We start from the raw sequence: 13213 nt of genomic DNA, 5'->3' as shown, positions 1-13213 counted from the left end.
AAAACCGGGCCACATGGGCCCGGTTTCGGGGTGCTGCTGGTGCGTGCGGGCCGGTCAGGCGCGGCGGCGGTGGCCACTGGTATGGCCGTGTTTCTTGTGGCGGGTGCTGGAAGCGGCCATCACTTTGGCTTCTTCTTCCGGACCGGCGATGAAGCGGCGGATGTTGAGGGCGTCCATCAAGCGGGCGGAACTGGCCTTGGCGTTCAACAGCACCACGGTGGCGTTCTTGCCGGCCGACTTGATGCGCATGATCAGGCAGCGGCCCGCTTCCTCCGTGTAGCCGGTCTTGGACATGCCGATATCCCAGCCCTTGGCACCCACCAGGCGGTTGGTGTTGTGGTATTCCACGTTGCGGCCCTTGATGTTGATGACATCCTTGGCGTCGGTGGTGATGCGGCGGATTTCCGGGTAGTTGGCGGCGGCCGAGGCCATCTTGACCAGGTCGGCGGCGGTGGAGCGGTTGTTGGGCGACAGGCCGGTCGGTTCCTCGATCACGGTCTGGGTCAGGCCCAGCGCGCGGATCTTGTTCTTGACGGCGGCGGCAAACGCGGTCGGGCCACCAGGGTAGGTGCGGGCCAGCGAGGCGGCGGCGCGGTTGTCGGACGACATCAGCGCCAATTGCAGTACGTCGCGGCGGGCGATCTCGGCGCCCACCGGCACGCGCGAAGTGCTGTGCTTGAGGGTGTCGACGTCCGTCTTGTCGATGCTGATCATGGCGTCCATGTCAGGTTTGGAGTCCAGCACCACCATCGCCGTCATCAATTTGGTGAGCGAGGCGATGGGGACTTGAACGTTGGCGTTCTTTTCGAGCAGTACTTTACCGGTGTCGTTTTCGACCACCAGCACGGACTGCGAACCGAGCGGTACTGCGCATGCAGCGACAGCAAACGAACTCAGTACTACAGCAACTATTTTCTTGAGCATGTGGTTTTAGGAGGAAAGGGGGTCTATCGGACCGCGGGCTGCGGTGCGTCGCACAATATTTCTGGCAATGCGGCAATATTTTCCTGAGGATAAACAATAACATCAAAGTGGTTTCTCGTCTATCGGACTTGGGCCATCCGGCCCGGTAGTTGCGGATAGTTTGTGCGATTGTTGTGCCGCACGCATGCACGCCACGGCCTTGGCCGGATGGAAAAGTGAGCGCTGGTGTAGAATTCCGCCCGGCTCGGACCCGGCCGTCCAGGCCGGCGGGGGGCTGCCGCAACGGCTTTCCACGCTTGGTGTATAGTCGCTGCATGCACAGCGAAGCGCCACTGGCACTCTTCACTTTGCTATTGAAATATTTTGTGAGCGTACATGAGTCTTGAAATTCGTATTGCTGCTTCGACAGATGCATTTGCAGCATGCAATGTCCTGCGACGTTCCATCGCTGAATGTTGTGTCCTGGATCATCAGAACGATCCAGCCATACTGGATGCCTGGCTGGGCAACAAGACCCCGCAAATGGTGGCGAGCTGGTTCAGCTCGCCCACCAATTTTTCGCTGGTGGCGGTGGAAGATGGTGTCGTGATCGGCGTGGCCCTGCTGACGGCGGCGGGCAAGCTGGCGCTGTGCTATCTGTTACCGGAGGCGCGCAGCAAGGGCGCCGGCAAGGCTTTGCTGGCTCGCGTGGAGCAACAGGCCTGCAGTTGGGGCGTCAAGGCCTTGCAATTGCACAGCACCGCCACGGGGGAAGGCTTTTTTGCCAGCCAGGGCTATATCCACTCGGGAAAGGTGCGTTCACCGTATGGTGTGGAAACCATCTTTTTCTGGAAGCAGCTGGGTGAGGGCGCGCCGAACGCTGGACGCAAGCGCTTCTGTAATTGCAATAATAACTAGTATTGTGCGCCAGTCGCCAGTCGCCAGTCGCCAGTCGCTAATCGCTGGTGGGCGGCGGCGGCAACGGAACCGTCAGGTCCACGGCCGTACCGGGCCGCAGCGTATAGACGGCCAGCGTGGCGCCGATGCGCTGCGCGCGCAGCCGCATATTGCCCAGACCATGTCCATGGCTGGCCGCTTCCGGGTCGAATCCACAGCCATCATCGCGTATCCGGGCCGAAAACTGGGCCGGCGTAAAGTGCAGGTCAACCGTGACCTGGCGCGCGCGGGCATGGCGCAGGGCATTGGCCAGGGCTTCCTGCAGGATGCGCAGCACTTGCAGGCCATCGTGCGGCGCGATATGCAGCTGCTCAGGCAGGTTGTGATTGGTCCAGCGCAGCGGCAATCCCACTCCCTTGAATCGCGCTTCCATGCGGAAGCGGAAGTTGCCCAGCACGGGCAGCAGATCGGGTTCGTCCGGCGACAGCGTGTCGATCGCCAGTCGCATGTCGTCCAGGCATTCCTGCAGCATGGCCACCGTCTGGGCCGTATCGGCGGTGCCGTTTTGAACCAGCACCAAGGTCGATACCAGCGTCGAGCCCACGCCGTCGTGCAAGTCCTGCATGATCCGCAGCCGTTCTTCGTTGGCAGCGTGTTCGCGTTCGAATGTGCGCAGTTGTTCCTGGTTGGCGACACGCTCTTGCCAGAAGCGCAGCAAGGCCCAGGCCCCGCCACTGCTGGTGAGCAGGCACATCAACATCAATAGGGTGGCCAGCAGCACTTCCTCGTGCCACTTCTGCAGGTAGTCGTCGGCCGCCAGTCCCACGCTGAAATACAGATTGCGCGGCAGTAGCAGCAGCGGCTGGTCGAACACACGTTGCAGTGAGATCAGCCGTTCGATGCCATCGTAAGGGGAGGAGAACAGGTAGCTGTCGGGCCGATGCCCGGTGCGCACGTATTCGCGCAACTTGGGGGAGGGGAACACCTTGCCGATCATGGCGTCGTCTTCATTGAGCCTGGCGTAGCGGGCATAGACCAGTTGGTCCGACGACATCAGCGTCATGGCGCCGCGCGGACCCACCTGGGTCAGCGAGAAGGCGTTGCCCAGGCGGTGCAACGGCGCTTCCGTGCTGACGATACCGTTGAAGCTGCCGTCGGCCTTGCGCAGGGCGCGCGCGAACAGCACGTACCACTGTTGCAGGGCGGGATCGCGCAGCGGGCGGCTCAGCGCCAGGCCCGGCGTGGTGCTGTCACGCAGCGCGAGGAAATAATCCTGGTCGGCCACGCTGACGCGTGCGCCCGCTTCCAGCGGCGGGCCGTAGCGCTGGCGACCGACCGCGTCGTACACGCGCACAGGGCGCAGCGCCGGCTGGCGGTCTAGCTGGCGCTGTAACAGGGCGGCCAGCGGGCCGGCCGCGTCGGCATCGGGCAACTGGGCGATATCGAGCGCCACCCCATTGAGCGCCACGTCGATTTCCCTGATCGTGGCAGAAATATTTTCCTTCAATACGGAGGACAGGTTATGGGCCGTGGTCGCCGCATGCTCATGCTGCTGGCGAAAGCTTTGCTGCAGGAACAGCAGCAGGATGGCGCCTATCAGCAGGTTGAGTGCGATCACCACGCCGACCACCTGGCGCACCAGGGCCGGACGTGACGGTTTGGCGGGGGGCATTACAGCAAGCCCAGCGCGGTCGCTTCGTACACGGCCTCGCCGCGCGAGTGCACGGCCAGTTTCTTGTAGATGTTCTTGACGTGGCGCGCCACGGTATGGGGGGAGATTCCGTGCAATTCGCCGATTTCGATGAAGGTCAGCCCTTTGGCCAGCGCCCGCAGCACTTCCTCTTCGCGCTCGGTCAGCAAACCCTGGGCTTGCGGGTCGGTGCGGGTGCGGCTGGCGCCGGGCGCGCGGCCTTGCATGCGCTGCAGGATCTTGCGCGCGATCACGGGACTGACGGGGGCGCCGCCGTCGCGCAGGGTGCGGATGCCGTCGAGCATGTCGGCTGCGGTGCTGTCCTTCAGCAGGTAGCCGGTGGCGCCCGCCTCGATGCTGGACAGGATGTGGGCGTCGTCGCCGAATACGGAAATCACCACGGCGTCGCAATCCGGATGGCGGCGCACGGCCTGGCGGATCACGTCCACCCCGCTGATGTCGGGCAGGCCCAGGTCGATCAGGTAGACGTCGGCGCGGCCGCGTTCCAGCATGGCCAAGCCGTCGCGGCCGTTGGCGGCCGTGCCCACCAGACGCATATCGGGCGCGGCGTCGACCATGGCGGCGTAGCGGCGCAGGAAATCCCGGTTGTCTTCAATGATGGCGATAGTCGTCTGCATCGTGTCCCGCGGCGGTGAAGCGTCCTCAATAAGTGCATGGTAGCTGATGGCGCTGCCTGACTGCAACTTTGATATCGACTGTCAGCGGGCCGGACAACAGCGTGGCGTGGCAAAAAAGTTGGCCGATGGCGTGGTGTGGAGGTTTTCCATTTCCCCCCGCTACGTTATAGTAAGCGCATTGTTTTAATAGGCAGCAATATGGTAACGCGCAGAACTTTTCTTCAGCAGGGATTGGGTCTTACGGCCACCGCTTTCCTGGGTACGCCGCTGATCGGGTGTGCGGCACGCAGCGCCACGCATACCGCCACCGCTGGCGCGAAACCGGTCGCCCATGCGGCGGCCGCCAAACCGGCCAGACCAGCGACGCAGCAAGCCCAGCTCGACGGCGGGCCGGCCCCGCGGGCGGAACTGGACCCACCGCCCGATATCTTCGATGCCCAGGCACTGGACCTGGAATTCTGGCTCAAGCCGCGCGTGATCGAGGTGACGCGGCCAGCCAGCGGCGAACGGGCCAAAATCCTGTACTGGAAGGACGGCGACATCATCGATTCGGCCTATCAGGAACTGTGCCATTTGATGCGCGATGTGAATGGCAAGGAGACGGCACCCATCGATCCCAAGCTGTTCGAAACGCTGTGGGGCACGCAGGCGTTCGTGGCCCGCTACGGCATCGAGCAACCGCTGGAAATCCTGTCCGGCTACCGTACCGCGACTTCCAACCGCAAGCTGATCGAATCGGGCGTGCCGGCCGCGCGCCAGTCGCTGCACATCGAAGGGCGGGCGGCCGACATCCGCATCGCCAACCTGAACGCGGAAGTGCTCGGTGGCCTGGTGCGCAGCTTCCGCCAGGGCGGGGTGGGCTTCTACTATCGCGCCGGCCCGCGCGGTGGCTGGATCCACGCGGACACCGGCCTCAAGCGTACTTGGAAGGGCTGAACCGGCCCCTTGGCGCGCCTCAGGTGGTGTAGTAATAGGCCGGCAGCGGCACGCTGTCGTGCTGGGCCTTTTCCAGTTCATCCAGTTTGACGGGCCGTTCCCACCAGACGCGCCAACCCAGTTGCTGGTCGCGCACCACGTCGGGATGGTCGTGCAGGTAACCGTCGATGAAGCGGGTGAATTCGGATTGGTAGACGGCGCCGCCGGGACCGTACCAGCTGGGGCGGTGTTTCATAGCGTCCTCCGTTAAGCTGTCCGCTGCCTACCATCGTAGTCCTTTTTCGCCCCGTCCGCCGTTCGGCATCGGTTAGACTGGCGGCAATGAACCGAACACAGGAATACCATGCAGGATGAGAATGACAAGGGCGCGCCGCCGCGCTTCAAACCAGTGCCGTGGATGGCGCTGGAGAACGCGGCCGAAGTCGAGCTGTGGATAGAGGAACACAACCGCAGCATGCAGGACCATATCGGCCGCCACGAAACCGGCTATGGCGTGTGCTTCACGCTGGCCGAAGGGGGCGAGATCTATATGCAGACCAGCCCGGACGGCGCCGTGATCCTGGATGTGACGCCGGAAGCGGCCTGGGTGGCGCCGTTGATCATGGCCGCGGCGCGGGTCGAGGCGCCCGCCGGCGCACTGTGGGTGCTGCCGGACGATAAGTTGATCCAGCTGATGATAGGCTTGAGCAGCCTGATCGCCAGTTCCAGGCTGGTGGTGGGCCATCCGTTCGGCCGCCGCCGCCATTACGGCCAAGGCTACTGATCCGTTCGCCCGCCGCCACCGGGGCCGCTGTCGCGCCCATGACTAGCACCTTGCGCGGGATGCTCGACATCGCCGGGCTTCGATGTTAGTCTTGAATTTCTGGAATTTATTGTCCTAATTGCATGACTTAGCCATTGCGCCCGCGCTGCGCGGAAGGGGATCATGGACGACAAATCGCAGGCGGCGAACGGCTGGCCCCAGGCACCCGGCCCCTACACGGCGGCCGCCGCGCTGGCGCCGCTGGCCGGCATGAGCGTGCCACTGGGCGAGGGCGCCAGCGTACCGCTGTCGATCCGCGCCGAGGAGGGCTTGACGCCGACACGGTTGCGGCTGGAGCAGGAACATGCTTATTTCAACGATATCTATCTGCTGGCGCCGGTCGGCTATTTCGTATTGGGGCTGGACACCACCATCCTGCAGATGAACCTGGTGGGCGCGGACTTGCTCGGCGTGCCGCGCCAGAATCCCGACCGTGTGCAGTTCCGCAACTTTATCAGCCCCCGTTTCGTGGCCGATTTCGACCGCTTCGTGCAGGCGGCCGTCAACAGCAGCGAGCCCCAGCGCTGCGACCTGCAATTGCTGCGCGCCCACGAACAGCACGGCTTTCCCGCCACGCTGCGCGCCAGCGCCGACCTGGGCGGCCAGGCGTTGCGGGTGGTGCTGGAGCTGGCCGAAGGCAAGCTGGCCGCGCTGGAACGCAGCGAGGAACGCTTCCGGCGCATCGTCCACACGGCCGAGGAAGGGATCTGGGAGATCGACGACCAGGCCCGCACCAGTTTCGTCAATCCCAAGATGGCTGCCATGCTCGGCTACACCATCGAGGAGATGCTCGAGCAGCCGCTGGTGAATTTCATGGATGAGGAGGGCCGCCTCATCCTCGAACGCAATATCGCGCGCCGCCGCGACGGCGTGGCCGAACGCCACGAATTCAAGTTCCTGCGCAAGGATGGCAGCGAGCTGTGGGCCACGCTGGCCACCAATCCCATCTTCGATCCGCAGGGCCAGTACCTGGGCGCGCTGGCGCTGGTGACCGATATCACGGCGCGCCGCGAAACGTCCGAGCTGATCTGGCACCAGGCCAATTTCGACGCCTTGACGGCCTTGCCCAACCGCCATATGTTCCAGGACCGGCTGCGCCAGGAAATGAAGAAGGCCAGCCGTGAAGGCTTGTTCCTGGCCCTGCTGTTCATCGACCTCGATGGCTTCAAGCAAGTCAACGACACGCTGGGCCACGCCCAGGGCGACGCGCTGCTGGTGGAGGCGGCGCGCCGCATCGGCACCTGCGTGCGCGCGTCCGACACGCTGGCCCGGCTGGGCGGCGACGAATTCACCATCATCCTGTCCGGGTTGGACCACGTGTCGAGCGTGGAGCGCATCGCCCAGAATATCCTGGCCAATTTGAACCAGCCGTTCCAGCTGGGCGAGCAGCAGGGCCGGGTGTCGGCCAGCGTCGGCATCGCGCTGTACCCGTCGGACGCGGCCGAGCCGGACGATTTGTTGCGCCACGCCGACCAGGCCATGTACGCGGCCAAGCATGGTGGGCGCAACCGCTACAGCTATTTCACGCCGGATTTGCAAGTGGCGGCCCAGGCCCGGCTGCGTCTGGGCCAGGACTTGCGGCTGGCCCAGGCGCAGGGCCAGTTCGCGCTGCACTACCAGCCCATCGTCAACCTGCGCACGGGCGCCATCGAGCGGGCCGAGGCGCTGCTACGCTGGCAACATCCCCAGCGCGGCCTGCTGGGCCCGGCCGAGTTCCTGGCGCAGGCCGAATCGAACGGCCTGATCCTCGATATCGGTGACTGGGTGTTTCGCCAGGCCGCCGCGCAGGCGCGCCAGTGGCAGGCCCGCTTCGGGGCTGGCTTCCAGATCAGCGTCAACCTGTCGCCAGGCCAGTTGCGCGGCGACGCGGCCTTGTACCAGGGCTGGCAAGACTATGTGCGGGCGCTGGCATTGCCGCCCCGTAGCATCGTGCTGGAAATCGGCGAGGGCGTGCTGCTCGACAGTGCCAGCCAGGTGGTGGCGCGGCTGCGGGCCTTGCGCGAGATGGGCTTGCAGGTGGCTCTGGACGATTTCGGCACCGGGTATTCCTCGCTGGCCCACCTCAAGCATTTCGACATCGATTACCTCAAGCTCGACCACAGTTTCGTGCGTGAACTGGCGGCCGATACGGGCGACCTGGCGTTGTGCGAGGCGGTGATCGCGATGGCCCACAAGCTGGGCTTGCGGGTGGTGGCGGAAGGGGTGGAAACGCTGGTGCAGCGTGACCTGCTGGCGCAGGCCCAGTGCGATTTCGCGCAAGGTTATGTGTATGCGGAAGCGCTGCCGGCGCCGCAGTTCACGGCGCTGGCCGAACGGGGCTTGCCGCCCGCGGCGCCGGCCTGATCAGCGCAGGCCCAGCAGCGAGACGACGCGCTCGCGGCTGATGCCGGCCAAGGCCGAGGTGATCGACAGCAGCGACTGATAGCCGGGCTGGCTGGCGGTGGAGACGAAATTCTGCGCCACCTGGCCCATGCCGGCCGTGTCCGCGCCGGCCGGCACGGCCACTTGCGCCTGGCCGTCGGCCTGGGTCAGCGCGCCGTTGACGGAGGCGATCGCCGCTTCCACCTGGGCCAGCGCCTGCACCACTTGCTGCAGGGTCTGGCGCAGCGCGTCCGCGTCCGAGGTATGCCACGTATCGGGATCGATGGCGGGCGTTTCCGGTTCCGCCTTGATCCGGTTGAGCTGGCCGCCGGGGAAGCGCATGCCGCCCCCTTGCACCGACAAATTGTCGCGCACGCCAGCCCAGTCCGACTCCGGGGTGGAAAAGTCCAGGTTGCCATCGTCGCCCACGGCCACCCGCACCCCGGCCGGCGCCAGCGCGTCGTCGAAGCGCTGGGCGATCTCGTCGTCGCTCAAGCCCGCATCCAGGCTCACCGAACGCAGGCTCTGGGTGCCGGCGCCGACGGCGATGGCCAGCACTTCCTTGCCGCCATTACGCAAGTGGGACAAGCTCATGCCCCGGACGGAAAAATGTTGCAAGGGCTTGCGGCCATAGGCCAGGCGCGCGTCGAGGGTGCCGCCGGAGGCGCTCTGGCGGGTGCGCCAGGTGCTGCTGAACTGGCGTACACGCGCGTCGATGCTGCCGTCGCGCACCTGGTGGGCGGCCAGCTTGGCCGACAGCTCCGATTTCAGGCCGCGCAGCTGGGCCGCGCTCTGTTCCAGGAATTCCAGCGCCTGCTGGGCGCCGGAAATGTCGCCCTGCAGCGGCTGGCTCCAGTTGCTGATGCCTTGCCGCAAGGGCGGCGCCGTGGTGGGCGTGGGCGTGACCGGGGTGGCGGTGGCCGCGCGTTCGCCATCCAGCCCCAGCGCGGTGCCATCGGCCGGACCGGCGCCGCCGGTAGTGCCGGGGGGCATGGCGGTGGGCGGGGAGGATTGAGCGATTTGCATACGAGTTACAGTACGTTGAACAGCGACAGGTTGCTGACTTTGGAGTAAGCCTTGTAGGACGATTGCAGCGCCAGGTTATAGCCATTGAGTTCGGTGGCGGCTTGGCCGTAGTCGAGCTGGCCCAGCGTGGTCATGGCGGTCTGGTTCGACAGGCTGACGTTGGCATGGTTGTTCTCGAGCGTGCTCAGGATGTTCTGGGCGCCGCCCAGGTCGGCGATCTTGCCGGAAACCAGGTCCAGCGTGGTGCTGGTGCCATCCAGGTTGGCGGTCAGGGCCGCCCGGAGCGAGGGCGTCGACGGCGTCACGCCGGGCGCCGACAGCTCGGCGATGGAAGTGTCTAGCTGGTTGAGCAACGCTTCCAGGCCGGACACGTTCTCGTTGGCCACCTGGGTGATGCCGTTGCCCACCACCACCTGCTGCTGGTTGGTGTTGCCCGTGTAGGTGTAGCGCGAGCCGATGGCCGCGGCCGGATCGTAGGTGATGGCCTGGGTGTTGGTCAACGTACCCGAGAAGATGTAGCGCCCTTCCTGGTCCTTGGTGTTGGCGTTGTAGAACAGGCTGTCGCGCAGCGAGGTCAGCGGATTGACCATGGAGCCCAGGTCGGCCGCCGCGTTGCCGCCGTCGGAGGCCCAGACGAGCAAGTCCTGGGCCTGGTTGATGTCGGCCGTCATGGAGCTCAGGTAGGTCTCGTTCTTCTCGAGCCGGATCTTGATGGCGCCGATGTTGTCGCGGTACTGGCCAACGATGGCTTCCTCGCGCGTCAGGCGCGACAGCCGCACATTGGTGACCGGGTCGTCCGAAGGCAGCTGGATCTTGTCGCCCGACGCCATCTGGTCGGTCAGCTGGGCCAATTTGTCCTGGTTGAATTGCAGGCCGCGGTTCATGGTGGCCTGGAACTGGCTGGTGGCGATGCGCATGGTGTGCTCCTTAACCGAACATGTGCAAGGTGGCGTCGAACAGCGTGTTGGCGACGGAAATCACCTTCATGTTGGCCTGATACATATTCTGGTATTCCACCAGGTTGATCGCTTCCTCGTCGGAATTGACGCCGCTGGTCGACTTCCAGTCGTCCTCGGCCTGCTGGCGGATGGTGGTGGCGGTGTTGAGCAGTGATTTGTTCTGCGCGCTGTCGATGCCCAGCTTGCCGACCAGCTGGGTATCGGCGTCGCCCAGCAGCACGGTGCCGATCGAGGTCAGGTTGACGCTCTGGTTCTTGATGTCGATCAGTTGCTGCAAATTGCCGCTGTCGCCGGGCATGCCGTCGCTCGAGAAGGCCAGGTCGGCGGCCTGGATGCCGGGCGTGGTCTCCAGCAGGCCGGTGGCGCTGGCCGGGTTGTACACCAGCAGCGGGGCGCCCGGATTGCCGTTGGCGTCGAAGCCGCCGGCCAGCTGGGCGTTGACCTTGGTCGACAGCTGGTTGGCCATATCGGCGATCGATTTCTGCAGGGGCTTGAGGGTATTGGTCATGTAGTCGCCCAGCCCGCCCAACTGGCCACCCACCTTGGTGTCGTCGAGCGTGAACGGGGTGTTGGCGAAGTTCAGCGTCAGCACCGGCGTACCGGCGCTGGTGTCGAACGTCATGCTGCCGGCGATGTTGCCCACCACCAGCGGCTGACCGCTCTTGAGCGACACGCTGCGGCTGCCGTCCGGGTTTTCGTTCACTTCCAGCGCCACCTGGTTGGCCAGGCCGTCGATCAGCTGGTCGCGCTTGTCGATCAGGGCCGAGGTGTTGGTGCCCAGTACACCGACGGCCGTGATCTGGTTGTTCAGCGCGGCGATGCCTTGCAGCGTCGAGTTAATCTGGGGCAGGATGGCGTCGCGCTGCTGCTGGATCGAGATCAGCTGGTTGGCCGTCACGTTGTAAATACTGTTGAAGTGCTGCGACATGGCGCCGGCCGCCGTCACCACCTGCTGGCGCAGCGGGGTGGAGGTGGGATCGACGCCGGCCGCGTTGAGGGCCTTGAAGAACTGGTCAACGCCGGCGCTGATGCTCGACAGCTTATCGTTCATCACCCGTTCCATCTGGGTCAGGTAGGGCTGGACCTGGGTGCGCGCGCCCAGGTCGGAATTGGCGCGCCACATCTGCTGGGTCTTGTAGGAATCGCTGAAACGCAGCAGCGACGACACTTGCACGCCGTTGCCGGGCAGTTTGCTGCCCGCGTCCGGCTGCACGGCCGCCAACAGCACGCCTTGGCGCGTGTAGCCCTTGGTCTGCAGGTTGGCGATGTTCTGGCTCGACGTGTTGAGGGCCGATTGGGCCGCCAGCGCGCCGGTCAGTGCGTTATACGAGATGCTCATATGGCAAGGGTCTTTCCTGGTTGAGGCCGGGCATCCCGGCCACTGGCCGTGGCCGGTGTGCCGGGTCCGTTAACGCTACAGGGCGACCAATTATTGCCGCCGATTAAGAGAAATGGGGGAATTTTGTGCATCGTACGCCACCTGGGCCGCCCCGGGCGCGTTGGCCGTGGCCGCGGCGGTGACGGTGGGGGCCGGCGGCAGCAGCTGGCGCAGGATGGCGTCGGCGATGCCGAACGCCCGTTGGCCGGCCATTTTGTCGGCCACCAGGTTGTCGGCCATGTCCAGCATGTCGCCGTTGATGGAATCCTTGTGCGCGCCTTCCTCGCCGGCCATGGCGCGCGTGCCTTCCCGCATCTGGTGCAGCATGTGGCCGATGAAGAAGCTTTCGAACTTGATGGCGGCCGCGGTGGCCTTGGCGCGGTAGGACGTCTCGGCCGCGCTTTCGCCGGCGGCGGGCGCCACCGGCGTGTCACCCAGTTGGTCGGCGGTGCCCAGGCGTAGCTGGCTGGGATCGAATGGTGTTTGCATGGTGTGCCTTGGATGACGTCAGATGACGACCAGTTCGCCTTCGATGGCGCCGGCCTGGTCCAGCGCCTGCAGGATGGCCATGATGTCGTCCGGCGACGCGCCCAGGCTGTTGATGACATCGATGATGGCTTGCAGTTTGGCGCCGGCCGGCCACTTGAACATCTGGCCCGAGCCCTGGTCCACCGACACCTGCGACTGCGGGGTGGTGGTGGTGGTGCCCTGGCTGAAGGCGTTCGGCTGGCTGACCTTGGAGCTTTCCGAGATCACCACCTTGAGCGAGCCGTGGGTGACGGCGGCGGCGCGCACCCGCAGGCCGTCGGCGATCACCACCGTGCCGGTGCGGGAATTGAACACCACCTTGGGCACGTCGTCGCCGACGTCGATCGACAGCGCTTCCAGCTTGGCCATGAAGGCCACGCGCTGGGTCGGATTGGCCGGCGCCACCACGTCGATCGAGGTGGCGTCGCTGGTGGTGGCGATGTCGCCGAAGCGCTTGTTGATGGTGTCGACGATGTTGATGGCGGTCTGGAACTGCGGGTGGCGCAGCGACAGGCGCACCGTGGGCTTGGTGGCGAAGTCGGTGCCGATCTCGCGTTCGATGGTGGCGCCGCTGGGGATGCGGCCCGAGGTGGGGGTGTTGACGGTGACCGAGGAGCCGCTCTTGCCGGTGGCGTTCAAGCCGCCCACCACCAGGTTGCCCTGGGCCAGCGCATATACTTCATTGTCGGCCGCGCGCAGCGGCGTGAGCAGCAGGGCGCCGCCGCGCAAGCTCTTGGCGTCGCCCATCGAGGACACGGTGACATCGATATTCTGGCCGCGCCGGTAACCGGGCGGGAACACGGCGCTCACCATCACGGTGGCGACGTTCTTGCTTTTCGCGTCGGTGCCGTCGGGCACCTTGACACCGAACTGCTTGAGCATGTTGATCACGGACTGGCTGGCGAACTTGACCTGGGTCGAGTCGCCGCTGCCGTTCAAGCCCACCACCAGGCCATAGCCCACCAGCGGGTTGTCGCGCATGCCTTCGATGCTGACCAGGTTGCGCAGCACCTGGGCCGTCTGGGCCGCGTGGGCCGGGACGCTGGCGCCCAGCATGGCGCACAGCAGGAAACAGAAAATGGAACGGGGCGAAAT

13 protein-coding genes are annotated in these 13213 nt (G+C 65.2%); 4 read left to right on the top strand and 9 right to left on the bottom strand.

Translation table 11 applies throughout. The features are described 5' to 3' along the window. Nucleotides 1-54: 54 nt before the first annotated feature. Nucleotides 55-924, bottom strand: a complete 870-nt coding sequence (locus H3H39_RS17530; RefSeq protein WP_182154865.1) for a serine hydrolase — start codon at nucleotides 922-924, stop codon at nucleotides 55-57. 375 nt (nucleotides 925-1299) lie between these two features. On the opposite strand from H3H39_RS17530, the gene H3H39_RS17525 reads away from it, so the two are divergent. Next, nucleotides 1300-1821, top strand: a complete 522-nt coding sequence (locus H3H39_RS17525) for a GNAT family N-acetyltransferase (protein WP_182154863.1) — start codon at nucleotides 1300-1302, stop codon at nucleotides 1819-1821. Nucleotides 1822-1858: 37 nt separating this feature from the next. Here H3H39_RS17525 and H3H39_RS17520 read toward each other — a convergent pair whose 3' ends face one another. Next, entirely contained in the window at nucleotides 1859-3472 is a 1614-nt protein-coding gene (locus H3H39_RS17520) for a cache domain-containing sensor histidine kinase (RefSeq protein ID WP_182154861.1), read from the bottom strand. Continuing rightward, a complete protein-coding gene (locus H3H39_RS17515) occupies nucleotides 3472-4128 on the bottom strand; it encodes a response regulator (protein ID WP_182154859.1) in 657 nt (218 codons plus the stop codon). Before H3H39_RS17515 ends, H3H39_RS17520 begins: the two co-directional genes overlap by 1 nt. Before the next feature lie 198 nt (nucleotides 4129-4326). Here H3H39_RS17515 and H3H39_RS17510 point away from each other — a divergent pair, with 198 nt between their 5' ends. Beyond that, the gene (locus H3H39_RS17510) at nucleotides 4327-5064 is read left to right on the top strand and encodes a YcbK family protein (RefSeq protein ID WP_375540441.1); all 738 of its coding nucleotides are present in this window, start codon (nucleotides 4327-4329) and stop codon (nucleotides 5062-5064) included. Between the two features lie 19 nt (nucleotides 5065-5083). On the opposite strand, the gene H3H39_RS17505 is transcribed toward H3H39_RS17510, so the two are convergent. Further along, entirely contained in the window at nucleotides 5084-5299 is a 216-nt protein-coding gene (locus H3H39_RS17505) for a DUF3460 family protein (protein ID WP_182154857.1), read from the bottom strand. Nucleotides 5300-5407: 108 nt separating this feature from the next. Here H3H39_RS17505 and H3H39_RS17500 point away from each other — a divergent pair, with 108 nt between their 5' ends. Further along, entirely contained in the window at nucleotides 5408-5827 is a 420-nt protein-coding gene (locus H3H39_RS17500; protein ID WP_182154855.1) for a hypothetical protein, read from the top strand. A gap of 162 nt (nucleotides 5828-5989) precedes the next feature. Further along, the gene (locus H3H39_RS17495; RefSeq protein WP_229218109.1) at nucleotides 5990-8209 is read left to right on the top strand and encodes a putative bifunctional diguanylate cyclase/phosphodiesterase; all 2220 of its coding nucleotides are present in this window, start codon (nucleotides 5990-5992) and stop codon (nucleotides 8207-8209) included. On the opposite strand, the gene H3H39_RS17490 is transcribed toward H3H39_RS17495, so the two are convergent. The 5 genes from H3H39_RS17490 to H3H39_RS17470 form a co-directional block, all read right to left on the bottom strand. After that, complete coding sequence (locus H3H39_RS17490; RefSeq protein ID WP_182154853.1) at nucleotides 8210-9253, bottom strand: hypothetical protein; 1044 nt, start codon at nucleotides 9251-9253, stop codon at nucleotides 8210-8212. Nucleotides 9254-9258: 5 nt separating this feature from the next. Beyond that, the gene (gene flgL, locus H3H39_RS17485) at nucleotides 9259-10170 is read right to left on the bottom strand and encodes a flagellar hook-associated protein FlgL (RefSeq protein ID WP_182154851.1); all 912 of its coding nucleotides are present in this window, start codon (nucleotides 10168-10170) and stop codon (nucleotides 9259-9261) included. A gap of 10 nt (nucleotides 10171-10180) precedes the next feature. After that, on the bottom strand, nucleotides 10181-11551 hold the full coding sequence (gene flgK, locus H3H39_RS17480) for a flagellar hook-associated protein FlgK (protein WP_182154849.1): 1371 nt from the start codon (nucleotides 11549-11551) through the stop codon (nucleotides 10181-10183). Nucleotides 11552-11641: 90 nt separating this feature from the next. After that, nucleotides 11642-12079, bottom strand: coding sequence for a hypothetical protein (locus H3H39_RS17475; RefSeq protein WP_182154847.1), 438 nt, complete (start codon nucleotides 12077-12079; stop codon nucleotides 11642-11644). Between the two features lie 18 nt (nucleotides 12080-12097). After that, nucleotides 12098-13174 carry a flagellar basal body P-ring protein FlgI gene (locus H3H39_RS17470; RefSeq protein WP_311196939.1) on the bottom strand — a complete coding sequence of 359 codons (1077 nt, stop codon included), beginning with the start codon at nucleotides 13172-13174 and terminating at the stop codon, nucleotides 12098-12100. Nucleotides 13175-13213 lie beyond the last annotated feature (39 nt).

This window comes from Rugamonas apoptosis (assembly GCF_014042355.1).
GTDB lineage: Bacteria > Pseudomonadota > Gammaproteobacteria > Burkholderiales > Burkholderiaceae_D > Rugamonas > Rugamonas apoptosis.
This window is presented reverse-complemented; position numbering and strand designations above follow the sequence as displayed.

Bases quoted from the DNA above. Each gene is read 5' to 3' on its own strand.
- flgL (WP_182154851.1), bottom strand. From the start codon at position 10,170: ATGCGCATCGCCACCAGCCAGTTCCAGGCCACCATGAACCGCGGCCTG.
- H3H39_RS17525 (WP_182154863.1), top strand. From the start codon at position 1,300: ATGAGTCTTGAAATTCGTATTGCTGCTTCGACAGATGCATTTGCAGCA.
- H3H39_RS17495 (WP_229218109.1), top strand. From the start codon at position 5,990: ATGGACGACAAATCGCAGGCGGCGAACGGCTGGCCCCAGGCACCCGGC.
- H3H39_RS17510 (WP_375540441.1), top strand. From the start codon at position 4,327: ATGGTAACGCGCAGAACTTTTCTTCAGCAGGGATTGGGTCTTACGGCC.
- H3H39_RS17490 (WP_182154853.1), bottom strand. From the start codon at position 9,253: ATGCAAATCGCTCAATCCTCCCCGCCCACCGCCATGCCCCCCGGCACT.
- flgK (WP_182154849.1), bottom strand. From the start codon at position 11,551: ATGAGCATCTCGTATAACGCACTGACCGGCGCGCTGGCGGCCCAATCG.
- H3H39_RS17530 (WP_182154865.1), bottom strand. From the start codon at position 924: ATGCTCAAGAAAATAGTTGCTGTAGTACTGAGTTCGTTTGCTGTCGCT.
- H3H39_RS17500 (WP_182154855.1), top strand. From the start codon at position 5,408: ATGCAGGATGAGAATGACAAGGGCGCGCCGCCGCGCTTCAAACCAGTG.
- H3H39_RS17515 (WP_182154859.1), bottom strand. From the start codon at position 4,128: ATGCAGACGACTATCGCCATCATTGAAGACAACCGGGATTTCCTGCGC.
- H3H39_RS17475 (WP_182154847.1), bottom strand. From the start codon at position 12,079: ATGCAAACACCATTCGATCCCAGCCAGCTACGCCTGGGCACCGCCGAC.
- H3H39_RS17520 (WP_182154861.1), bottom strand. From the start codon at position 3,472: ATGCCCCCCGCCAAACCGTCACGTCCGGCCCTGGTGCGCCAGGTGGTC.
- H3H39_RS17470 (WP_311196939.1), bottom strand. From the start codon at position 13,174: ATGCTGGGCGCCAGCGTCCCGGCCCACGCGGCCCAGACGGCCCAGGTG.
- H3H39_RS17505 (WP_182154857.1), bottom strand. From the start codon at position 5,299: ATGAAACACCGCCCCAGCTGGTACGGTCCCGGCGGCGCCGTCTACCAA.